The organism is Streptomyces sp. P9-A4 (assembly GCF_036634195.1).
In the GTDB taxonomy this organism is placed as follows: Bacteria; Actinomycetota; Actinomycetes; order Streptomycetales; family Streptomycetaceae; genus Streptomyces.
This window is the reverse complement of record NZ_JAZIFY010000001.1, coordinates 5,325,940-5,347,513: the sequence shown is the minus strand read 5'-3', so window position 1 is coordinate 5,347,513 and position 21,574 is coordinate 5,325,940. Positions and strand designations below refer to the sequence as shown.

Here is a 21,574-nt window from a genome sequence, read left to right as displayed (position 1 = left end):
CCGGCTCCGCCGTGCTCAGCCGGTGGGTGCGCCCAGCGTCCACAGCTCCTGCTCGGCCCAGGCCCCGACGATGGCCACGTCGGGGTTCTGCTGCCGTACGTCGGCGAAGCGGGCGGCCAGCAGTTGCAGGCGTACGGTCATGGGCAGCTGGGCCAGGACGGGCGGGAGACCGCCCTCGGGGGCCCGCAGTGTGCTCACGGCGATGCCCTCCTGCTCGGCGGCCGCACCGAGCGCGGCGACCAGTCCGTCGGGGTCCGCGGCGGGTTCCAGCAGCAGGAGCCCGTCCGCCGTGCCGAAGGGGACGGCCGAGCCGTGGAGGTAGTGCTCCGCCTCGAAGCCCTCGGCGAGGGTGCGGGACGCCTCCCGGATCTTCAACGCGCCCTCGCGAGCGGTGACGGCCCAGGGACCGGCGCCGATGACGGCCAGCACACGGGCGGGCAGCGCGATCCGGTGGACGGCCGTCTCCTCGTACGCCGCGCGGACGGCCGCCGCGGTGCGCCGGAGCTCCTGGGGTCCGTACTGCGCGGCGCCCAGCCGGTGGGCAAGGCCGGCGAGGACCGCGAGGGCGGCCGTGTAGCTGACGGTGTACGTCTCGGACTGCTCACGTTCCACGGTCTCGATCGCGTCGGGCCAGCCGCTGCCGATGCCGGTCAGGGAGACCAGGCGCGCTCCGGCGGCCAGCACCTGCTCGCGGCAGCGCAGCGCGAACGCCGTCTCGGCGGTGTGGGTGATGACGACCACGGCGTCATCCGGGCTCAGCCGCGTGCCCCAGCGGGCGAACTGGGCCGCGGAGGCCCAGCGAGCGTCCACGCCCGCGTCGGCCAGCATCATCACGCCCAGCTCGGCCGCGTGCCGGCTGGTGCCGGTACCGACGAGAAAGACGCGGCGGGCTCCCGCCAGCTTCTCGGCGGGGGCGGTCAGGTCGATCTCGGCCATCCGCTCCACCGCGTCGGCCTGGGCGTGGATCATGCGGTGCAGTGCGGGCTGTGCTGCGATGTCGGACATGTGCGGTCAGTTCTCCCGAGGAGTGGTGGTGGCGGTGAGGATGAGGTGCGGTGAGTGCACATGGAACGGGGCGAGGTCGTAGTCGCCGTGGAGACCGAGGATCTCGAAGCCCGCGCGGGTCAGCAGGGCGGCGAGCTCATGCGCGCTGTAGACGCGGTAGTCGGCGGTCACGGTCCGTTCCCGGCCGTTGTTCGCCGGGGCGTTCTCGACGGAGCGGATGTGCCACCGGACTCTGCTGGTCAGCGGGGCGAACCGCTCCTCGTAGAGGTAGGTGGTACCGGAGCTGGAGTCGAAGTTGCGGACGACGAAATCGTGCGGCTCCACTCCGAACGACTCCCCGCTCTGGCTCAGGAACCAGTCACGGTTCATCACGTCGATGAGCAGCTTTCCGCCCGGGGCGAGGACCTGGCGGATCTGGGCGAGGACGGCGAGGTTCTCCTCGTCGGTGTCGAAGAAGCCGAAACTGGTGTGCAGGCTGACGACCGCGTCGAAGGAGCCCGACGGGAGGGCTTCGAGGTTCCTCATGTCGGCCTGTACGAAGTCGACCTGCTGCCCCGCGCGGCGGGCGCGGGCGCGGGCCTCGTCGAGGTAGTCCGGCATCAGGTCGACGCCGGTGACGCGGTACCCCGCCGCGGCGAGCGGGACGCTGTGCCGCCCGGTGCCGCAGGCCAGATCCATGAGGGCCGCGCCGGGAGCCGGGCCGAGCGCGGCTGAGACACAGCGGACCATGGCCTCAGTGGTCGCGGCGTCGCGCAGTTCGAGGTCGGAGTCCGTGTAGACGCTGGTGAAGAAGGTGTCCAGCCAACTGGCCGGGCTGTCATCAGGCATGGTGCTCGTCCGTTCTGTCGCCCGGTGCGGGCAGATCCGTTCCGATGCCGAGCAGTCCGGGGGCGCCGGGGACGAACCGCTCCAGGGAGGCGCGTACGCCGGGGCCGGCGAAGTCGATGTAGTCGAGCCGTCCGCGGCCGGGGGTGAGGCCGCCGAGACCGTCGCCTCGGCCCTCTCCGTCCGCCCCGAATTCCCCTGCGGCTTCGAAGTCGCCCTCGCCACGCTCCGTCTCGACGAGGGGAACGCCGTGCAGCACGGGCCGGAGAGGATCGAATCCCGCCGCGTCCGCCGTGGTGCGCGTCCATCGGGAGAGCCGTACGCCGCCGTCGGCCAGCTCCTCGACCGCCAGCCACAACGACGGGGTGCCTGCTTCGAGCAGGTACTCGGCCCAGCGCTGGGTGGCGCCGCGGATCTGGATCGCGCCCCTCACAGTGCGGGGTGCTCCGTCGACGGACACGGTGGATCCCGGTACCAGGCGCAGCAGTTCGTGCTCCCGACCGGTCGTGTTCGCGGTCGCGGTCGCCTTCGCGGACCGTGGCGCGCCGGACATCAGAACTCGCGGCGGTCGCCGGGCCGGGAATCCGGCTTCCACGGCGCGTCGCCGGCCTGTCCGGGCGTTATCGGCAGCCCCCTCATCAGTGCGGGGTTGTGATACCCGGGCGTCTCTTCGGCCGTGAAGTAGTCGAGCATCATCGTCCATTCCTCGGGTTCGGCGGGCGGTACGGGTGGGGGGCAGGGGCCGGGGTCGGCGTACTGGGAGCTGACGGTCACGTCGATGTGGTACTGCGACCCGTAGCGTTCGGGGTCCGCGTCGGGCGGTACGTAGCCGGGCCGCCGCGGACCGCTCTGCCCCTGGCCGCCGGGCTGCCCCTTCCTGAGGTGCCAGGTGCTGCTGCGGCCGTCCGGATGGCCGATGCCGCCGTTGCCGACGGAACGGAGTGCCGTCTGGTGTGAACGCTCGACGGCCGCGGCCGGGCAGTCGAACTGCCCCGCGTCGTACGCCGCTTGGGTGTGGTGGCCCACCGCGTTGACGTTCAGGAGCACGCCTCCCGGGACCCGGTGGTCGTGCGCCCGAGTCAGATGGGCTCCGGTGAAGAACGTGGTCATGCTGGCGGCGTAGAGCTCGAGTCGGCCGCCGGGCCGCCGCAGGGGGATGCCGTCGAGGCATATCGTGTCGGCTTCCACGGGCGCCCACTCCGGCAGGTAGAGACCGGTCAGCATCAGGAGGACCTCGACCAGTTCGGGTCCCGGCTCGGCGTACGCGAGGACCTCGCTGTTGAACATGACCTGCAGACTGCTGGTGAGACCGGCGGCCGCCCGCCGCTTCCATGCGGTCCTGGCCCGCTGGAGCCGCTCCCGGACGTGGTGGGCACCGCGCTCCAGGTCGGCTTCGTCGATCCAGCACACGTCGAGTGCCGGATGCGCCGCCGCGCGTGCCGTGACCTTGGCGAAGACACAGGGCTGCGAGCGCCCGAACCAGCGCAGCAGCTCCGCTTCCTTCCGCTCCCGCGAGGCCGTGGACAGGAGCACCTCGTGCGCCGCGTCGATGTCCGCGCCGAAGCTCCGGCGCCGGTCGCCGGGCACGAGCCGCCCCAGCGCGGCCTGCAGCGGGTCGTCGCCGCCGGGCGGGGCCGCGCCTAACGCAGCCGCCATCTGGAGTGCACCGTTGTCGTCCCGTCCATCACGTCGCATACGTACTTCCCCCACGTCGGAGCGTTTTTGAACCCATGGCCCGAGTCCCCGCCGACCAGCCACACGTGCTCGTGGGCCGGATGCCGTCCCACGAGGAATTCCTCGTCCTCCATCGCCGCGTAGGCACAGGTCTCGGCCGTCGCCACCGGCGCGGCGGCGAGGGCGGGGAACCGCCCGCGCAGGTACGACCGGGCCGTGGCGGGCAGTTCGGGGCGGGCGGCCGGTGCGGGCGCGCCGACGGGCGTTTCCACGTCCGGGACGACCTTGACCCCCCGGGGACTCAGCGCCCCCACCCCGTAGAGGCCGCGGCGGCGATCGATCCACGCCGGACCTCCCGGGGCGCACGGCATCGCCGTGGAGTCCAGGTAGTAGCTGACCTGGTGCGCCGCACGGGCCGAGGTCAGCCCGGGGAAGAGGTCGGGCAGCGCGGCCCCGACCGTCCAGACGACCACATCCGCGGTGTACGTCTCGGCGTCGTCGATCCGCACCCCGGCACCGTCGGGACGGGCGGCGCCCCGCAGCATCCGGCACCCGTACCGCTGCGCCGACTCGGCCAGGGCCCCCACGGCCTCCCTGGCCCGGAGCACGCCCGACTCGGGTTCGTACACCGCGAAGTCCAGGTCCACGTCCGCCACGCCCGGAAAGCGGCGCGCCACGGACTGCGGCGTCAACTTCTCGACAGGGATGCCGAGTTCGCTCAGGGCGGCGAGCGAGGCCAGCTCCCCGTCGGCGTCCGCCGGTTCCGAGGGCGCGCGGGACGCGAAGCCGATGACACCGCAGGGGACCAGGAGTTCCCGGCCGGCCTCCTTCTCGAGGTCACGCCATTGCTGTGCGGAGGCGTGGGCCATCGCGGAGTACCACTGCCGCGTTCCGTACGAACAGCGCAGGATGCGGGATTCCGCGGTCGACGGGCCGGCGGGGACGGCGTGTCCGGGCGACTGGCGATCGACGAGGGTCACCCGTCGGCCGCGGCGGGCGAGTTCCCGTGCGATCGACAGCCCGAAGACCCCGCCCCCGACGACGAGGGCGCTCTGTGAACGGGTCATCCGCGCGCGGCGGGTGCCGAGGCCCGCGGGTGCCGACGGGTCACGCGCCCATCACCTTGACCTCGAGGTCCGCGTCCAGCGGGGTGAAGAAGGTGCCGCCGCCCTTGACCGCCTGCCCGGCGGGAAGGAGTGCCGCTTCCGTGCGGACCGGCTCTCCCGCGCAGCCGAGCGCCTGCCACAGCCGCTCGGCGAACTGCGGCATGACGGGCTGGGCGAGCTGGGCGAGGACATGGGCGGTCGCGGCCTCGGCCGCGAGCGCCGCCGCGGCTTCGGCGGACCCGGGCCGGGAGGCGTACAGACGGCTCTGGGCCGCCGCGAACCCCTCGGCGCCGCGCACGAGTTCGCACAGGACGCGGGTCGCGAGCCGGGGCGAGAAGCCCTCGGCCCGGTACGCGCGGTGGCCGCGCTCGGCGAGCCGGTCCAGGTCGGCGAGGTAGCGAAGGTGGGAGCGGGTGGCGCCCGCGGCGTCCGGGACGCGTCCGGAGCCCGTCGCCTCCATGCGGGTGAAGAGGGCGTCGAGCCAGGGCTGCCAGGTGCCGACGAGTTCGCCGTCCGCCAGTGCGCGGAAGCGGTCCCAGGTGAAGTTCGTGCGCCGGTCCTCGGGACGGTCGTACGCGAGGACGAACCGGACGGTGTCCGAGGGAACATGGGCCAGCAGGTCGGACGCCCAGATCGCGTGGCGCCTGCTGGTGGAGAACTTGGCCGCTTCGAGCTCGTAGAACTCGTTCGACAGCAGCGCGGCCGGCAGCCGCAGCGTCTCGTCGTACGCCATGAGGAGGGCCGGGAACAGCACCGCGTGGAAGTAGCCGTTGTCGAAGCCGAAGAACTGCACCACTTCGGTCCCGGGGTCGTCCCAGACCTGCCGCCAGTCCGCGGCCGCGCCACTGCCGTCGGCACTGCCCAGCGCTTCGGCGAACGAGGCGAGGTAGCCGGGCACCATCTCGGCCCAGACGTAGACGCGCTGGTCCTCGAAGCCCTCCACCGGCACGGGTATGCCCCAGTCGGTGGGGTGGCTGATCGGGATGTCCGGCAGGCCGTGCTCCGTCAGCGTCGCGCACAGGGTTTCGACCTGGGGGCTCAGTACGGTCCTGTCGTGGAACGCGGCGAGCCGTTCGGCATACCGGCTCAGCGGGAAGACGAGCCGTTCGTAGGAACGGAGCGTCGGGGTGTCGCCGCAGGCGTTGCACCGCGGGTCCACCAGGTCGGTGCACACATTGGGCCAGGCGCAGTTCTCGCAGGAGTTCCCGTCGCTGGCCGCCGCACACCGGGGGCACGCTCCGGTGACATGCGCTTCGAAGAGGTAGCGCCGGCAGCGCTCGCAGTACAGGCAGTCCTCGGTGCGCCGCTCCAGGCGGCCTCCGTCGTGGAGCGCGCGGATGAAGTCGCGGACGGTCTCACGGTGAAGCGGCGAGTGCTGGGGGCGTACGTAGGAGTCGGTGGCTAAGTCGGCCGAGGAGAAGATCGCGGCGATCTCGTCCGCGAACCCCTGAGCCATGTCGAGCGGTTCGAGGTCCAGGGTGCGGGCCTTGGCCGGCACATAGCTCTGGTGCACGTCCGAGCCGGTGGCGTACACGCTCCGCTCGCCCCGCAGCCGGCAGGCGCGGGCGAAGATGTCGGCCCCCGAGTAGGGGCCCGCGAGATGCCCGAGGTGGAGATCTCCGTTGGGCGTGGGTGGAGCCGCGGTGACGATGCTGAACTTGGCCATGGTGTGCCGCTCTCCTCAGAGGTCGATGCGCCCGTGCGCCGTGGGCCAGTAGATCGACAGGAAGGTCAGTCGCTCGCTGTCGCCGGTGTTCCTGATGAAGTGGGGGTTCCCGGCCGGAATGAACACGGCCGTGTCCGGGCCTATGGGCCGGCGTTCCTCGCCGATCGTCATCTCGCCCGCGCCCTCCAGGATCAGGAAGACCTCGTTCTCGTCATGTGCGTGCGGGTCGGTCACACCGCCGGGCTCGACGACCGCGCGGCCGAATCCCCAGGGCGCGAGGTCCTCGCCGCCACCGGGATAGAGCTGCTGGTAGCGGATGCCGTACGCCTCGACGAGGTCGGCGTCGGCCATCGGACGAATCAGCATGCGAGATAACTCCAGCCATCGACGACTCACGGATTCGGCTGCAACTGGCGTACGTAGCAACGAAATCCGTTGCTTCTGTGCGTCAACTCACTTGATTTCGTTTGAATCATGAAGCGCACCTCATCCGCTGTCAAGGGAACGGCGAACCGCCCGGTGCGCGTGCGGGTCGCCCGGCCCCCACGGCGCCGCCCGCGGCGGAGCCGTGTCACACGACGGTCAGGGCGCGAAGCCGTGCGGGGCGGGGACGACCGTGAGCAGCGCCGAGACGAGGACGATCCCCGCGAGGACGGACACCTCCACGCGCGCGGGTGCCTGGGCGTTCCCGCCGGACATCAGCCGTCCCCGGGCGGCCAGCGCCAGCAGACTCACCCCGCCGAACAGCACCAGCTTCACCAGCAGCAGCCGTCCGTAGGCGGTGCTCAGGACGGCGTCCAGCGGCAGCTTGCGCAGGGTCGACAGGGTGCCGGTGACGGCGAGGGCCGCGTACGCCCAGGCGGCCATCCGGGCGTACCGGAGCAGCACGTCCCGCCCGCCGCCCCTGAGCCGCATGGTGCGGAGCACGTACAGGAGCGTGCCGGTCCACAGCGAGGCGGCGGTGAGGTGGACGACGGTGAGGCCGCTCCCCAGGAGCGGCTGGTTCGTCTCGGGGTGGGCGCGCAGCGCCTCGGCCCCGACGGCGAGGGCGAGCGGGAGCACGGCGAGCCCGGGGCGCCGGGAGGCGGCGCAGAGGGCGGCCAGCACGAAGGCGTTGGCGGCGACGAGCAGGAGGCGGCCCTCGCGGAGTCCGTACACCACGCGCGTGCTCAGTCCGCTGACGACGGTGAAGAGCAGCAGGAGTCCGGCCGAGGCGGTCGCGGCGAGGAGGGCGGCGGGGGCGGACCAGGCGCGGGGCCGTGGTCCTTCGCCGGCGAGCCGGCGTCCGGCGAGTTCGCCGACGTGCACGGCCAGACCGGTGAGCACGAGGAGCCGCAGCACCGTGGTGGTGCCCGCGGCGGGTATCCGCAGTTCGCCCGTACCCGTCTGGGCGAGACCGGCGCCCAGCAGGGCGACGCCGAGGACGGCCGCTGCGGCGAGGACCACCGCTGTCAGACGGCTCGGGGTACCGAAGGATCCGGGAAGGGTCACCGGACGATCGTCACCGAGCCCCGGACGGGCGGCAACTCAGCGTTGCCCCGCCCGTCCGGGCCGGCGGCTCAGGCCTTGCTGTAGTGCGCCCAGAACTCGTCCCAGGAGAGCACGCCGTCGCCGTTGTCGTCGCGCTGCTTGATGAGCACCTCGGCGACCGACTCGGTGACGTTGAAGTCGCCGTGCTTCGCCATGAGGCTCTTGTACTCCGCGGCGGTGATGAAACCGTCCCCGTCGGCGTCGAACTTGTTGAATGCCGTGCGTGCCGACTCGATGTCCGCCACTGCTTTCACCCCTTCTCGGTGCTTCTCTGACGGGGGTCAGATTAGCTGGCCCGGCGTTCCCGGATGATGGGGGTATGAGCGAGGAGCTGGCAGTGATCATGGCGGCGGCGGCACGCGGGGAGTTTCCCGCTCCGGACGGGTCGACGACGGTGGTGCCGCAGCCGGGCCCCAGGGACGCCGGGGTGCTGGCCTTCACCGCCCACTCGGTCGTCTTCACGGACGCCGACCCGGCGTGGGTACGGGCCGAGCTGGCGGCCACGTCGAGCGACCCGCTGGCGGCGAGCATGAACCCGGGCTTCCTGCTCGCGCTCATGGCCCGTACCGGCCGCCGTATGAACACGATCGACCTGCTCACCGTCGCGGACACGCTGCCCGGCCCTCCCCCGCTGGAGCTGCGGGAGCTCGACGCCCCGGTCCAGGATCGGCACCCCCGGGTGGCGCGGGCGCTGAGGTTCCGCGACGAGGTCCGGGTGTGGGCGGCGGACGGCGGGGTGCTGGTCCTGGGCCGGGGCGTCGCGGGCCGCTGGGAGGCGGCGATCGAGGTGGACGAGGAGGTGCGCCACCGGGGTCTGGGCCGGACCCTGGCGACGGCGGCCCGCCACCTCGCTCCGGGCGAGGTGGTCTGGGCCCAGCAGTCCCCGGGCAACGCCCGCAGCGTCCGGGTCTTCCAGGCGGCGGGCTACCGCCCGGTGGCCTCGGAGGCGCTCCTCGTCGCCGGCTGACCCGCTACCGGAAGATCCCGGTGTGCCCGAGGGAGTAGCGGCCCGGCTGCGGGTAGACGGCGAGGCCGTGGGGGCCGCTGCCGACCGGGATGCGGGCCAGCTGGCGGCCGGTCGTGGTGTCGATCGCGTAGACCTCGGCGTCGTAGCGGCCGGAGAGCCACAGGACCTTGCCGTCGGCGGAGACGCCTCCCATGTCGGGGGAGCCGCCGTCGGGCAGGTGCCACTTCTTGGTCAGCTTGTTCTTCTCGAAGTCGAAGACGGAGACCGTGCCCTCGCCGCGGTTGGAGACGTACATCTCGCGCGAGTCCCGGCCGACGTAGAGGCCGTGGCAGCCCTTGCCGGTGGGGAGCAGGGTCGGGGTGGTGAACTTCTCGCCGTCCAGGACCCACATGCCGTGGGCCATCATGTCGGCGACGTAGAAGGTCTTGCCGTCCGGGGAGATCTTCACGTCCTGCGGCATGGCGCCCTCGAAGGGCAGCTTCTGCTGGCCGATCACCTCCATCTTCTCGGTGTCGACCTTGAGCAGTTCGCCGGAGAACTCGCAGGAGACGACGAAGTAGCGCCCGTCGGCGGAGAAGTCGGCGTGGTTGACGCCGTAGCAGCTGACCGGGACGGTCTTCTTCCGTTCCATCGTGTGGGGGTCGCGGAAGACGAGCTCGCGGTCGAGCGAGGCCATCACGACGGCGTACTTGCCGTTGGGCGTGAAGTAGAGGTTGTACGGGTCGTGGACCTCGACCGGTTTCCCGGCGACGCCGGTGGCGGGGTCGATCGGGGTGAGCGTGTGGCCCCGGTTGTTGTTGACCCAGAGGGTCTTCATGTCCCAGGAGGGCACGACGTGCTGGGGCTGGTTGCCGACGGGGATGGTCTCGACGACCTGGTAGGTGGCGGGGTCGATGACGGAGACCGTGTTGGAGGCGGTGTTGGGGACGTAGACCCGGGAGGGGAAGTTCTTGACGACCGGTGAGAGCCGGTCGGGCCGGTCCGCGGCGTAGACGTCCTTCGGGTCGAGCAGCGGCGGCATCCCGGGGAGCCCGGCGGGGGCCGTCGCCGGTTTGGGTACGGCGGGGGCGGCGGCCTTCTTCACGGTGGTGGCGCCCTCTCCCGGGTCGCCGCCGCCGCAGCCGGCGAGGCCGACGAGGAGGGCGGCGGCGAGGAGGGCCCGCGGCGCGAGGCGCCCGGTGGTGCGGTGGTTCCGTGCGCGGTGGCTCTGCGTGGGGTGTGCCATCAGGTCAGCAGCTCCGTGGTGGTGACCGCGCTCAGTCCGCGGCGGTCGAGGTCGGCGAGGAGGAGGGGCAGCGCGGCGGCGGTGTCCGGGTAGCCGAAGTGCAGGCTGACGACGGAGCCGGCGCGGACCGTGCCGGTGACGTTGCGGACGACGGCGGGGGCGCCGGGCGAGGTGAAGTCGAGGGAGTCGACGTCGTACGAGAGGACGTGCGGGTATCCGGCCCGCCGGGCGGCGCGCAGGACGGCGGGGGCGGCGTGCTGGGTGCGGGAGGGCCGGAACCAGGTGCCGATGGAGCCGGTGAGCCGGCGCAGCCGGTCGGCGCAGGCGGCGATCTCGGCGTGTGCCCGGTCCTCGGTCATGGCGTTGATGTCGATGTGGCGCTGGGTGTGGTTGCCCAGGTCGTGGCCGCCGTCGAGGACACGGCGGGCCAGGTCGGGGTGGGCGTCGAGCCAGCTGCCGACGGCGAGGACGGTGACGCGGGCACCGGCCTTCTCGGCCTGGCCGAGGAGGGTCCGGGCGAGGGCGGGGTCGCCCTGGCCGTGGAAGGTGAGGGCGACGCGGGGCCGGTCGCGGGGGCCGTGGGCGATCTCGGCGGGCTGTCCGGGCAGGCGCCGGGGCGCGGGCGCGGCGTGGGGTGCGGGGGCGGGGCCCCGGGGCACGGGGGCGGCGGCGGGGCGGGGCTCCGTGCCGCAGGCGGTGGCGAGGGCTCCCGCGAGGGCGGCGGCCGCGCCCGCCCGGAGGATTCCTCGGCGGTCGGTCGGCTTCACGCGACCATTCAAGGACAGAGATGCCTGATTTATTACGATTAGGCCAATTCAGGACGTTTATTGGCTTCGAAGGGGCGTCCAGCATGCGGACGAGCCGGGGAAACAACCCATGAACCGCATAGTCATTCATTGTTTGCAAGGCGAGTGCCGCACGTCACCAATGATTCACTATGAAACTGTCCGGGTTTGACCTGGATTGCCCCAGTAGGGACTTTTGGCGGCAAGGCCACCTGTCTGCCATAGTCGGAGACACGACCCCCATTGACCCGGGCCAGGTCGACATAGCGGCCGTGGATACACACCCCCCCGTCCACGGCGCTCCACACGGAAGCCCCCACGCACCCCACCACGGCGCACGGGGGCTTCCGTGCGTGCGGGGCCGGCCGGGGCCACGCCCTCAGGGGCGGTCCGCGACCCGCATCTCGAACCAGGTCGTCTTGCCGCGCGGAGCCAGGTCCACGCCCCAGCGGTCGGAGAGCTTGTCCACCAGGAAGAGCCCCCGGCCGCTGGTGTCCAGCTCGTGCACCGGCATCAGACAGGGCAGTCCGCGCGAGGGATCGCGCACCTCCACCCGGATCCAGCCGCGCCGCCGCTGGAGACGTAACGCGAAGGAGCGGGCACCCGTGTGCCGCACCGCGTTCCCGACCAGCTCCGAGACCAGCAGCACCGCGTACTCCGCGATCTGCGGGCCGAGCGCCCACTGCCGCAGCACGACGTGCTGGGTGAGCCTGCGGGCCAGCCACGCGGACTCCGGCAGGGACGGCAGCCGCACGTCCTCATCGGCCGGGTTGCCGTACAACTCCACTGCTTCGGCGGCCTGTTCGTCATCCGCGGCCGGTGACCACCGCGCTGCGGCCGCGCTCGCGCGCTGCCACGGTTGTTCCCTACCCTCCAGGCCCGCCATGCCCCCATCATGGCCGCACCGGAGGGTTCGCGGGGGCCGTTCCGACGGAATCGACCCCCCCGAACCGCCCGTCAGGCGAACTTCGCCTTGCCCGGGCCCTCCTCGACGAAGCTGCGCATCCCGGTCTCGCGGTCCTCGGTCGCGAACAGGGCGGCGAACCAGGTGCGCTCGATGGCGAGACCGGTGTCGATGTCCGTCTCCAGACCCTGGTCGACCGCCTCCTTCGCGGCCCGCAGCGCGACCGCCGGGCCCTGCGCGAGCCGGGCCGCCCAGGCGTGCGCCTGCTCGTACACCTCGGCGGCCGGCACGACCCGGTCGACCAGGCCCAGCGTCAGGGCCTCGTCCGCCTTGACCATCCGGCCGGTGAAGATGAGGTCCTTGGCCCTGGACGGGCCGACCAGGCGGGAGAGGCGCTGGGTGCCGCCCGCGCCCGGGATCAGGCCGAGCAGGATCTCCGGCTGGCCCAGCTTCGCGTTGTCGGCGGCGATCCGGTAGTCCGCGCAGAGCGCCAGCTCGCAGCCGCCGCCCAGGGCGTAGCCGGTGATCGCGGCGACGACCGGCTTGGGGATGCGGGCGACGGCGGTGAAGGCGTCCTGGAGGGCGCGGGAGCGCTTGACCATGGCCACGTGGTCCATGACCTGCATCTCCTTGATGTCCGCGCCGGCCGCGAACACCTTCTCGCCGCCGTAGATCACCACGGCGCGCACGTCGTCGCGGTCGGTCGCCTCCTGGGCCAGCTCGCGCAGCCGGTCCTGGGTCGCGATGTCCAGGGCGTTCATCGGGGGGCGGTCGAGGCGGATGGTGCCGACGCCTTCGGCGACTTCGAGGTTCACAGTCATACGGAGAGGTTAGTGTCCGTTAACGCGGAGGGGCCCGGTGCTGTTGCTCACAGCACCGGGCCCGCTCTCAGTCGCGTACGGCTACGCGATCCACTCCGACCACTTCATGTTCCAGCCGTTGAGGCCGTTGTCGGGCTTGATCTGCTTGTCGTTCGAGTTCTTCACGACGACCACGTCACCGATGATCGAGCGGTCGTAGAACCAGGCGGCCGGCATGGAGCTGTCGCCCGCGCCCCGCGCGTCCTGGAGGCCGACGCAGCCGTGGCTGACGTTGGAGGAGCCGAACGTCCCCGCCGAGGCCCAGTAGTTGCCGTGCACGAAGGTGCCGGAGGTGGACAGGCGCATCGCGTGCGGCACGTCCTTGATGTCGTACTCGCCGCCGAAGCCGACGGTGGCCCCGTTCATCCGGGTCACCTTGAACTTCTCGCTGATGACCATCTGACCGTTGTACGTGGTCGTCGACGGGGCGCCCGCGGTGATCGGGATCGTCTTGATGACCTTGCCGTCGCGCTCGACCTTCATCGTCTTGGCGCTCGCGTCGACGGTGGTGACCTGACGGCGGCCGATGGTGAAGGTGATCGTCTTCTTCTGCTTGCCGTAGACGCCGGGGCGGCCCTCGACGCCGTCCAGGTTGAGGTGCACGGTCACCTTGGTGCCGGCGGCCCAGTAGTCCTCCGGGCGGAAGTCCAGGCGGTCGTTGCCGAACCAGTGGCCCTCGATCGGCACCGACGGCACGGCCGTCACCTTGATGGCCTTCTCGACGGCCTCCGGGTCCGTGATGCCCCGGGTGAAGTTGATGGACACCGGCATGCCGACGCCGACGGTCGAACCGTCCTCCGGCGTGTAGTGGCCGATGAAGGTGTTCTTCGGGACCAGCGTGGTGAAGGAGGTGTCCTTCGCCGACTCACGGCCCGCCGAGTCCTTCGCGATGGCGTGCACCTTGTACTGGGTGCCGCCCGACAGGTGCGAGGTCGGCGACCAGCTGGCGCCGTCCGCCGCGATCTTCCCGTCGATCGCGGTGCCCTTGGAGTCGGCGACCGTGACCGTGGTCAGCTTGCCCTGCTCCGCGGTGACCTTGAGGACCCCGCTGGTGGCGACCGAGTCGGCGCCGTCCTTCGGAAGGATCGTCACGACCGCCTGGGAGGCCGCGTTGTTGTCCTGCGTACCGCCGCCGCCCTGGGCCGCCGGCCCCTGTCCCCCCGTACCGCCGCCGGCGGTCGCTCCCCCGCCGCAGGCGGTGAGCACCAGGAGCATCGCCCCCGCCGCCAGGGCCCGCAGTCCGACGCCCCCGCGTCGGCCCCGCCGCCCCTCGGCCCCTACCGATGCCCCCGATATCGGCTGCCCGTTCACTGTGGTCGTCTCCCCTCGCACGGCCTGGCACTGCCACGGCCCCACCCCCGTGCGCATCCACTCGCGCACACGGCGATAGACAATCACACCGCAGGACACGAAAGATCCTCGTGAATGTCACCGTTCCGTCCCGATCGACCTGCTACGGGAGCAGGCGTGCCGGGTGGTACGAGGGGGACGTGGGATCAGTGCAGAGCCGAGCCCGCCTTCCAGAGGTTCCACTCCATGTTCCAGCCGCCGAGGCCGTTGTCGGGAGCGACCTTCCGGTCACGGGAGTTGACCACCTCCACCACGTCGCCGATGATCGTCCGCTCGAAGAACCAGCCCGCCGGCGCGTCCGCGCTGCCGCCCTTCTCGTCCCGCAGCCCCACACAGCCGTGGCTGACGTTCGCGGAGCCGAAGGTGTCGGACGAGGCCCAGTAGTTGCCGTGCAGGAAGGTCCCCGAGTCGGTCAGCCGGATCGCGTGCGGCACGTCCTTGATGTCGTACTCGCCGCCGAAGCCGACCGTGCGCCCGTCCATCCGCGTCACGTCGTACAGCTCGGTGACGACCATCTTCCCGTTGTACGTGGTGGTCTTCGGCGCCCCCGCCGTGATCGGCAGGGTGGCGAGGACCTCGCCGTCCCGCCGTACCTCCATGGTGTGCGCGGCGGCGTCGACCAGGGAGACCTGGGAGCGGCCGACGGTGAAGCCGACCGTCTTGCGCTGGATGCCGTACACCCCGGGGGCGCCCTCGACGTCCCGCAGGCCCAGCTCGACGGTGACCCTCGTGCCGGGCGCCCAGTACGCGGCGGGCCGGAAGTCGAGCCGCTCCTTGCCGAACCAGTGGCCGACCACCTCCACCGGCGGGTCGGAGGTGACCCGGACGGCCCGCTCGACCTCGGCCCGGTTCTCGATCGGCATGTTGAAGCCGAAGGAGACGATCATGCCGGTGCCGACCGTGGAACGGTTCTCCGGTTTGAAGTAGCCGATGAAGCGGCTCTCCGGCACCACCGTCGTGAAGGTGGTGTGCCGGGCGGAGCGGCGCCCGTGCGCGTCGAGCGCGACCGCGTCCACGCTGTACTTCGCGGCCAGCGCGAGCCGGGTGTCCGGCCGGGGTCGCCAGCGCAGCCCGTCCGCCGAGATCTCCCCGGCGACCGCCGTCCGGCGGCCGTCGTCGACCTGGGCGACCGTCACCCGTTCGAGCCGCCCGGCGTCCACCCTCACCTCCACCGGACCCTCGGCCTGCACCCCGCGCCCGCCGTCCTCCGGGCTCACCCGGATGACATCACCGGGGGCCCGCGCCTTCCCCGGCAGGCCGATGTCGATCCCGCCTCCGCCGTCCGCCGCCGTGCAGCCCACGAGGCCCGCCATCAGTCCCGCCACCGCGAGGGCGTACCTCGCCCGCTTCCATACAACTGTCACGCTCGGCCCAACGACGGCCACCCTCCAGGGGAAACGTGCGTGCGGGTCATGTTGGGAGGACGGCCGCGCGGGCAGAACAGGAGGAGGACCACCCGAGGGGGCGGCGGCCGGGACGCCGCCGCTCCCCCGGGTGCGGGCCCGACGAGCCGCGGGAGGCCGGGACGGTGGCGAGCGCAGCCGAGCAGGAGGCGGTGTCCGAGCATGCCCGGGAGCGGGCGGGGCCACCGGTGTGGCCGGGCGCGCCCACACCCCTGGGCGCCCGCTGCCGGGTCGGCCCGGCGGGGGTCGCGGGCACCAACTTCGCCCTGTGGGCGGGCGGGGCGGAGGCGGTGGAGCTGTGCCTGTTCACCGCGGACGGCACGGAGCGGCGGCTGCCGCTGACCGAGCTGACCCATGAGATCTGGCACGGCTTCGTGCCCGGGATCGGGGCGGGGCAGCGGTACGGCTTCCGGGTGCACGGCCGCTGGGACCCGTGGACGGGCGCCCGCTGGAACCCGGCGAAGCTGCTCCTCGACCCGTACGCGCGGGCCGTCGACGGCGACTACGGCCGGCACGGGCTGCCGCCGGAGGTGTACGGGCACGTCCGGGACTGGCCGCAGCAGCACGTGGCCGACACCGTGCGCGACGAGCGGGACTCGGCGCCGTACGTCCCGAAGGGGGTCGTCGTCCAGGACGAAGACGACTGGTCCGACGACCACAGGCCCAAGACACCCTGGCAGGACTCGGTCATCTACGAGCTGCACGTCAAGGGCTTCACCCGGCTCCACCCGGGCGTCCCCGAGCGGCTGCGGGGCACCTACGCGGGCCTGGCGCACCCCGCGGCGGTCGAGCACCTCGTACGGCTCGGGGTGACGGCGGTGGAGCTGCTGCCGGTGCACCAGTTCGCCCACGAGGACCATCTGCTGCGGCGGGGCCTGCGCAACCACTGGGGCTACAACTCGATCGGCTACTTCGCCCCGCACGCCGGCTACTCCTCCTCGGGGACGGCCGGCCAGCAGGTCGGCGAGTTCAAGCGGATGGTGCGGGCGCTGCACGCGGCCGGGATCGAGGTCATCCTCGACGTCGTCTACAACCACACGGCGGAGGCCGGGGAACTGGGCCCCACCCTGTCCCTGAAGGGCATCGACAACCGGGGCTACTACCGGCTCCAGTCCGACGCCCGCCGGTACGCCGACTACACGGGCTGCGGCAACACCCTGCACGTCGTGCAGCCGCAGGTGCTGCGGCTCATCACCGACTCGCTGCGGTACTGGGTGACGGAGATGGGCGTCGACGGCTTCCGCTTCGACCTGGCGGCGGCGCTCGCCCGCTCGATGCACGACGTCGACATGCTCTCCCCCTTCCTCGCGGTCATCGCCCAGGACCCGGTGCTCCGCCGGGTCAAACTGATCGCCGAACCCTGGGACGTGGGCAACGGCGGCTACCAGGTCGGCGCCTTCCCCCCGCTGTGGACCGAGTGGAACGACCGCTACCGGGACGCCGTACGGGACTTCTGGCGCGGCGCCCTGCCCGACGTGCGCGACCTCGGCTACCGGCTGTCCGGCTCCAGCGACCTGTACGCCTGGGGCGGGCGCCGCCCGTACGCCTCCGTCAACTTCGTCACCGCCCACGACGGCTTCACCCTGCGGGACCTCGTCACCTACGAGCGCAAGCACAACGAGGCCAACGGCGAGGGCAACCGCGACGGCACCCACGACAACCGGTCCTGGAACTGCGGGGTGGAGGGCGAGACCGAGGACCCCGGGATCAACGCCCTGCGGCTGCGGCAGCAGCGCAATCTCCTCACCACCCTGCTGCTCTCCACCGGCGTCCCGATGCTCGTCGCCGGCGACGAGATGGGCCGCACCCAGGGCGGCAACAACAACGCCTACTGCCAGGACAACGAGACCGGCTGGGTCGACTGGACCCTCCCGGACTCCCCCGGCCGGGACCAGCTCCTCGCCCTCACCCGCCGCCTCCTCGCCCTGCGCCACCGCCACCCGGTGCTGCGCCGCCGCGCCTTCTTCTCCGGCCGCCCGCAGGGCGCGGACGGGCTGCGGGACCTGGCCTGGTTCACGGCGGAGGGCGCCGAAATGACGGAGCCCGACTGGTACGCGCCGACGGCCACGCTCGGCCTCTATCTGTCGGGCCGCGACATACCGGGCCGGGACGAGCGCGGTAGGCGGATCACCGACGACAGCTTCCTCGCGGTCCTGCACGCGGGCGCCCGCCCGCTGGACTTCCGCCTCCCCGGCCCGCCCTGGGCCCAGACGTACGAACTGGTCGTCGACACGGCGCGCGAGGACCAGTCGGCGGCCCCCGGGACGGTCCACCGGGGCGGCGGGACGCTCACCGTCGGAGCGCGCTCGACGGTGCTGCTGCGGGTCAGGGAGTGAGGGCCGCCCGGCCACCGCGGCGCGACGGCGGTGGCCGGGCGGGCGGGTGCTCCCCCGGCGGGCCGGGGGACGGCCCGCACGGACACCCGCGCCGCGGGCCGCCGGAACGTGCCCCCGTCCGGCCACCCGCGTGTGGGACCAGTCTCGGCCGGAGGCCCTGCGGTGTCGTTGATCCCCGGCGCACGGATCGTTGACTCTGTGCGCACTCCCGGCTCAGGAACGGCCCAGAATGCCCCGGTCGTACCCGGTGGCGACGGCTGCCGCCCGGTCCTTCACGCCCAACTTGCCGTAGATGTGGGTGAGATGGGTCTTGACGGTGGCCTCGCTGATGAACAGCTCGGCGGCGATGGCCCGGTTGGCCGTGCCCTTCGCGACCAGGGCGAGGATCTCGCTCTCGCGCGCGGAGAGGGCCCCGCCGTCGGCTCCGGCGGCGGGGGCGCGGACGGCGGTGACAAGACGGGAGGCGACCGCCGGGGAGAGCACGGTCCGGCCCTCGGCCGCGGCCCGCACGGCCCCGAACAGCTCCTCGCGCGGCGCGTCCTTGAGCAGGTAGCCGGTGGCGCCCGCCTCGATCGCCGGGAGCGTGTCGGTGTCCGTGTCGTAGGTGGTGAGGACCAGGACCCGGGAGCGGGCGCCGCGGCGGGCCAGCTCGGCGATGGCGTCGACGCCGTTCCCGCCGGGCATCCGCAGGTCCATCAGGACGACGTCCGGGTCCAGACGGTGGGCGAGGGCGACGGCCTCGACGCCGTCGGAGGCCTCGCCGAGGACCCGGAAGCCGGAACCGGCCGCGGCGAACATGCCGCGCAGGCCGTCCCGTACGACGGGGTGGTCGTCGACGATCAGCAGGGTGATGTCAGTCATGGCGCGCCCAACGGTACGCGAGCGGAGATCGCCGTACCCTCGCCCGGCGCGGTCTCGACGGTGACGGACCCGGTGAGGCGCTCGGCGCGGGCCCGCATGCCGTCGAGCCCGAACCCGCCCTCGGCGCGGCTCCGTTCGGGGCGGGACAGCGGGTCGAAACCGCGCCCGTCGTCCCGTACGTCGAGGGTGATCTCGTCGCCCATGTAGGAGAGGGTGACGCCGGCCCGGCCGGCCCCCGAGTGCCGGGCGGCGTTGGACAGGGCCTCCTGGGCGATCCGCAGCAGGGTGGCGGCCACCTCGTCGTGGAGCGGCCGTTCGGCTCCGGTGACGGTGAAGCGGGTGTCGACGCCGGTGCGTTCGGCCCAGTCGGCGACGGTCTTGCGCAGGGCCTCGGGGAGCGGGTCGTGCTCCAGGGCGACCGGGCTCAGGTTCCGCACCGAGCGGCGGGCCTCGCCGAGGCTGTGCCGGGCGAGGTCGGCGGCCCGCCGGAGGTGGACCTCGGCGGCCTCCCGGTCCGGGACGGCGTGGGCGGCCTGGAGCTGGGTGACGACCCCGGTGAGGCCCTGGGCGATGGTGTCGTGGATCTCGGCGGCGAGCCGGCGCCGCTCGTCGGCGATCCCGGCCTCGCGGGCCTGGAGGAGCAGCTGCGCCTGGAGGGCCGCGTTCTCGGCGAGGGCCTGTTCGAGGCGCTGGTTGGCGCGGGCGAGTTCGGCGATGGTCGCGGCCCGCTCGACGGCCTTCTCGGCCTCCATGGCGCCGAGGTGCGAGAAGAGCACGGCGAGACCGGCGTTCAGGCCGAACAGTCCGGCGAAGGCCACCCACTGGACGAGCGAGGAGGGCGGCAGTCCGCCGGACTGGGCACCGGCCATGATGACGGCGACGGCGAGGAGTCCGGCCCGGAAGAGGCGCCGGGGCAGCAGGTGGACGGCGTCGAAGAAGCCGACGGAGGCGTAGATCGAGAAGAAGGGGTTGAACAGGGTGAGCGTGAAGGCGAGGCCGGTACGGAGGAGGAAGTAGGCGACGGAGACGGGCCCGGCGGCCCCGGGCACCAGCCGGAACCCGGGCCCGGCGACGTGCGGGACGCCGTCCTCCGCGGTCCCGGTGGTCTCCGCCTCCGTCCGGCGGTTGTAGCGGTCCCACCCCAGCTGGAGCAGCAGCCCGGCGGCCACCAGGGTGCCCGCCGCGGTGAACCGCGTACCCTCCGTCAGCGGGTCCGCCGCGACGGCGATGCAGGTGGCGACGGCGAGCAGGGCGTACGGCCCCCAGCGGTAGAAGAGGCGCCAGGGTTCCTCGACGGTGATCGGCACGGTGTCCCTGCCGTCCTCTCCCGGCCGCGGTCGGCCGCGCTCACTGCCAGCGGAACCAGCGCACCGACGCACCGGTCAGCAGCACCGTCCACACCGCCATCACGGCGAGCGCGGCCCCGGCGGGCCAGCCCCCGGAGGCGGCGGCGTCCAGGGCCCGGGAAGCAGCGCCGTACGGGGTGAACTGGACAATCCGCTGCAGCGTATCCGGCATGGCCTGGACCGGCACCCACACACCGGCCGTGAACATGGTGGGGAAGAAGACGACCGAGCCGAGCGCCGTGGCGATCTTCTGCGTACGGGAGACCGCGCACACCGCTCCGCCGAGGGCCAGGCCTCCCGCCACGGCGAGGACCAGGGCGAGTCCGTAGCCCACGAGGTTCTCCGGCAGGGCGACGCCGAAGGCGACCCTGCCCACCCCGATCACCAGGCACGAGGAGACCAGCGCGGCGACGGCGTGCAGGACGAGCTGGGCGGTGAGCAGCGCTCCGGGGCGTACGGGTGTGGTGGACATCCTGCGCAGGATGCCGCGCTCCCGGTAGCCGGCGAGGACCGGGGGCATGGCGTTGAGCCCGGACATGATGAGGGCGAAGAGCACGGCGACGGGGACGTAGACGTCGATGGTCCGGCGCCCGCCGAGCTCCGGGACGGCCTCCCGGAAAGAGGGGATCAGGCCGAGGATCGTGAGCAGCACGGTCGGCGCGATCATCACCCAGAACAGGGCGCCGGGCTCACGGGTGAAGAGCCGGGCCTCGGTGCGCAGGACGGCGGCGGTGGCGGAACGCGGGGCGCGGGGTACGGCGGTGGTCGTGCTCATCGGTGATCGGTCCCTGTCAGGTCGAGGTAGGCGTCGTCGAGGGTGGCGTCGGTGACCCGGAGCTGTCCGGCGGTGACGCCCCGGCGGGCGAGGAGGGAGACGAAGGCGGTGACGGTCTCGTCCGTGCCGCTGAGGACCGTCCGGCCGTCCGCCGTCTCCACGGAGACGGCTCCGGGCAGGGACCGCAGCTCGGCCGGGCCGATCGCGGTGTCGGCCGCGAAGGAGATCGTCTTGGCGGCGGTGGCCCGCCCGATCAGCCCGTCGGGGGTGTCGAGCGCGGCGATCCTGCCCTGGTCGAGGACGGCGATCCGGTCGCAGAGGCGCTGGGCCTCCTCCATGAAGTGGGTGACGAGCAGCACGGTCACGCCGCCGTCCCTGATGGACTCGACGAGTTCCCAGACCTCCCGGCGGGCGCGCGGGTCGAGGCCGGTGGTGAGTTCGTCGAGGACGACGACCCGGGGGTCCCCGATCAGGGCGAGGGCGATGAAGAGCCGCTGCTTCTGGCCGCCGGACAGCTCCCCGAAGCGGGTCCCCAGATGCGGCTGGAGGCCGAGCCGCTCGGCGAGCGCGTGCCGGTCGGCGGGCCGCTCGTAGAAGGAGGCGTAGAGGTCGAGCGCCTCGCGGACGGTCAGCTTCGCCTGGAGTTCGCTCTCCTGGAGCTGGACGCCGAGGAGCCGGGTGATCTCTGCCCGCTGGGTGGCCGGGTCGTACCCGCAGACCCGGACCAGGCCCTCGTCGGGGGTCCGCAGCCCCTCCACGCACTCCACGATGGTGGTCTTGCCGGCGCCGTTGGGACCGAGGATCCCGAAGACCTCGCCCTCACCGACCTCGAAGGAAACCCCCTCCACGACCTTCCGGCCGCCGTACGCCTTGTGCAGTCCCCGTACCTCGATCGCTGTCATGTCCCCAGACTGTCGGCGCGGCCGGCGCCGGGACATCGGCCATCGCGCTCGACG

21 protein-coding genes are annotated in these 21,574 nt (G+C 72.6%); 2 read left to right on the top strand and 19 right to left on the bottom strand.

Annotation, left to right across the window (positions count from 1 at the left end):
* Positions 1-15 precede the first annotated feature (15 nt).
* The 9 genes from V4Y03_RS24220 to V4Y03_RS24180 form a co-directional block, all read right to left on the bottom strand.
* Positions 16-1,005 (bottom strand): SIS domain-containing protein, encoded by a 990-nt coding sequence (locus tag V4Y03_RS24220; protein ID WP_317875558.1) that lies wholly within the window; start codon positions 1,003-1,005, stop codon positions 16-18.
* A 6-nt stretch (positions 1,006-1,011) separates the two neighbouring features.
* Entirely contained in the window at positions 1,012-1,833 is an 822-nt protein-coding gene (locus V4Y03_RS24215) for a class I SAM-dependent methyltransferase (RefSeq protein ID WP_332436278.1), read from the bottom strand.
* Positions 1,826-2,383 carry a DUF4178 domain-containing protein gene (locus V4Y03_RS24210; protein ID WP_317875560.1) on the bottom strand — a complete coding sequence of 186 codons (558 nt, stop codon included), beginning with the start codon at positions 2,381-2,383 and terminating at the stop codon, positions 1,826-1,828. The genes V4Y03_RS24215 and V4Y03_RS24210 overlap by 8 nt, the downstream gene beginning before the upstream one ends.
* On the bottom strand, positions 2,383-3,486 hold the full coding sequence (locus V4Y03_RS24205; protein ID WP_332436277.1) for a hypothetical protein: 1,104 nt from the start codon (positions 3,484-3,486) through the stop codon (positions 2,383-2,385). The genes V4Y03_RS24210 and V4Y03_RS24205 overlap by 1 nt, the downstream gene beginning before the upstream one ends.
* A complete protein-coding gene (locus V4Y03_RS24200) occupies positions 3,471-4,571 on the bottom strand; it encodes an FAD-dependent oxidoreductase (RefSeq protein WP_332436276.1) in 1,101 nt (366 codons plus the stop codon). Before V4Y03_RS24200 ends, V4Y03_RS24205 begins: the two co-directional genes overlap by 16 nt.
* Before the next feature lie 40 nt (positions 4,572-4,611).
* The gene (locus V4Y03_RS24195; protein WP_332436275.1) at positions 4,612-6,276 is read right to left on the bottom strand and encodes a methionine--tRNA ligase; all 1,665 of its coding nucleotides are present in this window, start codon (positions 6,274-6,276) and stop codon (positions 4,612-4,614) included.
* Positions 6,277-6,291: 15 nt separating this feature from the next.
* Positions 6,292-6,642 carry a cupin domain-containing protein gene (locus V4Y03_RS24190; RefSeq protein WP_332436274.1) on the bottom strand — a complete coding sequence of 117 codons (351 nt, stop codon included), beginning with the start codon at positions 6,640-6,642 and terminating at the stop codon, positions 6,292-6,294.
* A gap of 216 nt (positions 6,643-6,858) precedes the next feature.
* Positions 6,859-7,767, bottom strand: a complete 909-nt coding sequence (locus V4Y03_RS24185) for a CopD family protein (protein ID WP_317875565.1) — start codon at positions 7,765-7,767, stop codon at positions 6,859-6,861.
* A gap of 68 nt (positions 7,768-7,835) precedes the next feature.
* Positions 7,836-8,051, bottom strand: a complete 216-nt coding sequence (locus V4Y03_RS24180) for an EF-hand domain-containing protein (protein ID WP_317875566.1) — start codon at positions 8,049-8,051, stop codon at positions 7,836-7,838.
* A gap of 74 nt (positions 8,052-8,125) precedes the next feature.
* On the opposite strand from V4Y03_RS24180, the gene V4Y03_RS24175 reads away from it, so the two are divergent.
* The gene (locus tag V4Y03_RS24175) at positions 8,126-8,773 is read left to right on the top strand and encodes a GNAT family N-acetyltransferase (RefSeq protein ID WP_332436273.1); all 648 of its coding nucleotides are present in this window, start codon (positions 8,126-8,128) and stop codon (positions 8,771-8,773) included.
* A 4-nt stretch (positions 8,774-8,777) separates the two neighbouring features.
* Here the strand turns inward: V4Y03_RS24175 and V4Y03_RS24170 are convergent, their stop codons facing one another.
* From V4Y03_RS24170 to V4Y03_RS24145, 6 genes are all read right to left on the bottom strand, one after another.
* Positions 8,778-9,998: a YncE family protein gene (locus tag V4Y03_RS24170; protein WP_332436272.1), complete on the bottom strand. Its 1,221-nt coding sequence runs from the start codon at positions 9,996-9,998 to the stop codon at positions 8,778-8,780.
* Positions 9,998-10,765 carry a polysaccharide deacetylase family protein gene (locus V4Y03_RS24165; protein WP_332436271.1) on the bottom strand — a complete coding sequence of 256 codons (768 nt, stop codon included), beginning with the start codon at positions 10,763-10,765 and terminating at the stop codon, positions 9,998-10,000. Before V4Y03_RS24165 ends, V4Y03_RS24170 begins: the two co-directional genes overlap by 1 nt.
* Positions 10,766-11,162: 397 nt before the next feature.
* Positions 11,163-11,669 carry an ATP-binding protein gene (locus tag V4Y03_RS24160; protein ID WP_317878333.1) on the bottom strand — a complete coding sequence of 169 codons (507 nt, stop codon included), beginning with the start codon at positions 11,667-11,669 and terminating at the stop codon, positions 11,163-11,165.
* A 71-nt stretch (positions 11,670-11,740) separates the two neighbouring features.
* Positions 11,741-12,508, bottom strand: a complete 768-nt coding sequence (locus V4Y03_RS24155; protein ID WP_332436270.1) for an enoyl-CoA hydratase/isomerase family protein — start codon at positions 12,506-12,508, stop codon at positions 11,741-11,743.
* An 81-nt stretch (positions 12,509-12,589) separates the two neighbouring features.
* Entirely contained in the window at positions 12,590-13,858 is a 1,269-nt protein-coding gene (locus V4Y03_RS24150; protein ID WP_317878335.1) for a L,D-transpeptidase, read from the bottom strand.
* 185 nt (positions 13,859-14,043) lie between these two features.
* Positions 14,044-15,282, bottom strand: coding sequence for a L,D-transpeptidase (locus V4Y03_RS24145; protein ID WP_332436269.1), 1,239 nt, complete (start codon positions 15,280-15,282; stop codon positions 14,044-14,046).
* Positions 15,283-15,425: 143 nt separating this feature from the next.
* On the opposite strand from V4Y03_RS24145, the gene glgX reads away from it, so the two are divergent.
* Entirely contained in the window at positions 15,426-17,636 is a 2,211-nt protein-coding gene (glgX, locus tag V4Y03_RS24140) for a glycogen debranching protein GlgX (RefSeq protein WP_332436268.1), read from the top strand.
* 213 nt (positions 17,637-17,849) lie between these two features.
* Here the strand turns inward: glgX and V4Y03_RS24135 are convergent, their stop codons facing one another.
* From V4Y03_RS24135 to V4Y03_RS24120, 4 genes are read right to left on the bottom strand one after another with little or no spacing between them, the layout of a single operon-like run.
* Complete coding sequence (locus V4Y03_RS24135; protein WP_317878486.1) at positions 17,850-18,497, bottom strand: response regulator transcription factor; 648 nt, start codon at positions 18,495-18,497, stop codon at positions 17,850-17,852.
* Positions 18,494-19,804 (bottom strand): sensor histidine kinase, encoded by a 1,311-nt coding sequence (locus V4Y03_RS24130; protein WP_332436267.1) that lies wholly within the window; start codon positions 19,802-19,804, stop codon positions 18,494-18,496. The genes V4Y03_RS24135 and V4Y03_RS24130 overlap by 4 nt, the downstream gene beginning before the upstream one ends.
* Before the next feature lie 40 nt (positions 19,805-19,844).
* Positions 19,845-20,618, bottom strand: coding sequence for an ABC transporter permease (locus tag V4Y03_RS24125; protein ID WP_317878488.1), 774 nt, complete (start codon positions 20,616-20,618; stop codon positions 19,845-19,847).
* Positions 20,615-21,520: an ABC transporter ATP-binding protein gene (locus tag V4Y03_RS24120; protein ID WP_317878489.1), complete on the bottom strand. Its 906-nt coding sequence runs from the start codon at positions 21,518-21,520 to the stop codon at positions 20,615-20,617. Before V4Y03_RS24120 ends, V4Y03_RS24125 begins: the two co-directional genes overlap by 4 nt.
* Positions 21,521-21,574 lie beyond the last annotated feature (54 nt).

Excerpts from the sequence above, each read along its gene's own strand:
- V4Y03_RS24220 (WP_317875558.1), bottom strand. The coding sequence starts at position 1,005 with ATGTCCGACATCGCAGCACAGCCCGCACTGCACCGCATGATCCACGCC.
- V4Y03_RS24215 (WP_332436278.1), bottom strand. The coding sequence starts at position 1,833 with ATGCCTGATGACAGCCCGGCCAGTTGGCTGGACACCTTCTTCACCAGC.
- V4Y03_RS24210 (WP_317875560.1), bottom strand. The coding sequence starts at position 2,383 with ATGTCCGGCGCGCCACGGTCCGCGAAGGCGACCGCGACCGCGAACACG.
- V4Y03_RS24205 (WP_332436277.1), bottom strand. The coding sequence starts at position 3,486 with ATGGCGGCTGCGTTAGGCGCGGCCCCGCCCGGCGGCGACGACCCGCTG.
- V4Y03_RS24200 (WP_332436276.1), bottom strand. The coding sequence starts at position 4,571 with ATGACCCGTTCACAGAGCGCCCTCGTCGTCGGGGGCGGGGTCTTCGGG.
- V4Y03_RS24195 (WP_332436275.1), bottom strand. The coding sequence starts at position 6,276 with ATGGCCAAGTTCAGCATCGTCACCGCGGCTCCACCCACGCCCAACGGA.
- V4Y03_RS24190 (WP_332436274.1), bottom strand. The coding sequence starts at position 6,642 with ATGCTGATTCGTCCGATGGCCGACGCCGACCTCGTCGAGGCGTACGGC.
- V4Y03_RS24175 (WP_332436273.1), top strand. The coding sequence starts at position 8,126 with ATGAGCGAGGAGCTGGCAGTGATCATGGCGGCGGCGGCACGCGGGGAG.
- V4Y03_RS24170 (WP_332436272.1), bottom strand. The coding sequence starts at position 9,998 with ATGGCACACCCCACGCAGAGCCACCGCGCACGGAACCACCGCACCACC.
- V4Y03_RS24160 (WP_317878333.1), bottom strand. The coding sequence starts at position 11,669 with ATGGCGGGCCTGGAGGGTAGGGAACAACCGTGGCAGCGCGCGAGCGCG.
- V4Y03_RS24155 (WP_332436270.1), bottom strand. The coding sequence starts at position 12,508 with ATGACTGTGAACCTCGAAGTCGCCGAAGGCGTCGGCACCATCCGCCTC.
- V4Y03_RS24135 (WP_317878486.1), bottom strand. The coding sequence starts at position 18,497 with ATGACTGACATCACCCTGCTGATCGTCGACGACCACCCCGTCGTACGG.
- V4Y03_RS24125 (WP_317878488.1), bottom strand. The coding sequence starts at position 20,618 with ATGAGCACGACCACCGCCGTACCCCGCGCCCCGCGTTCCGCCACCGCC.
- V4Y03_RS24120 (WP_317878489.1), bottom strand. The coding sequence starts at position 21,520 with ATGACAGCGATCGAGGTACGGGGACTGCACAAGGCGTACGGCGGCCGG.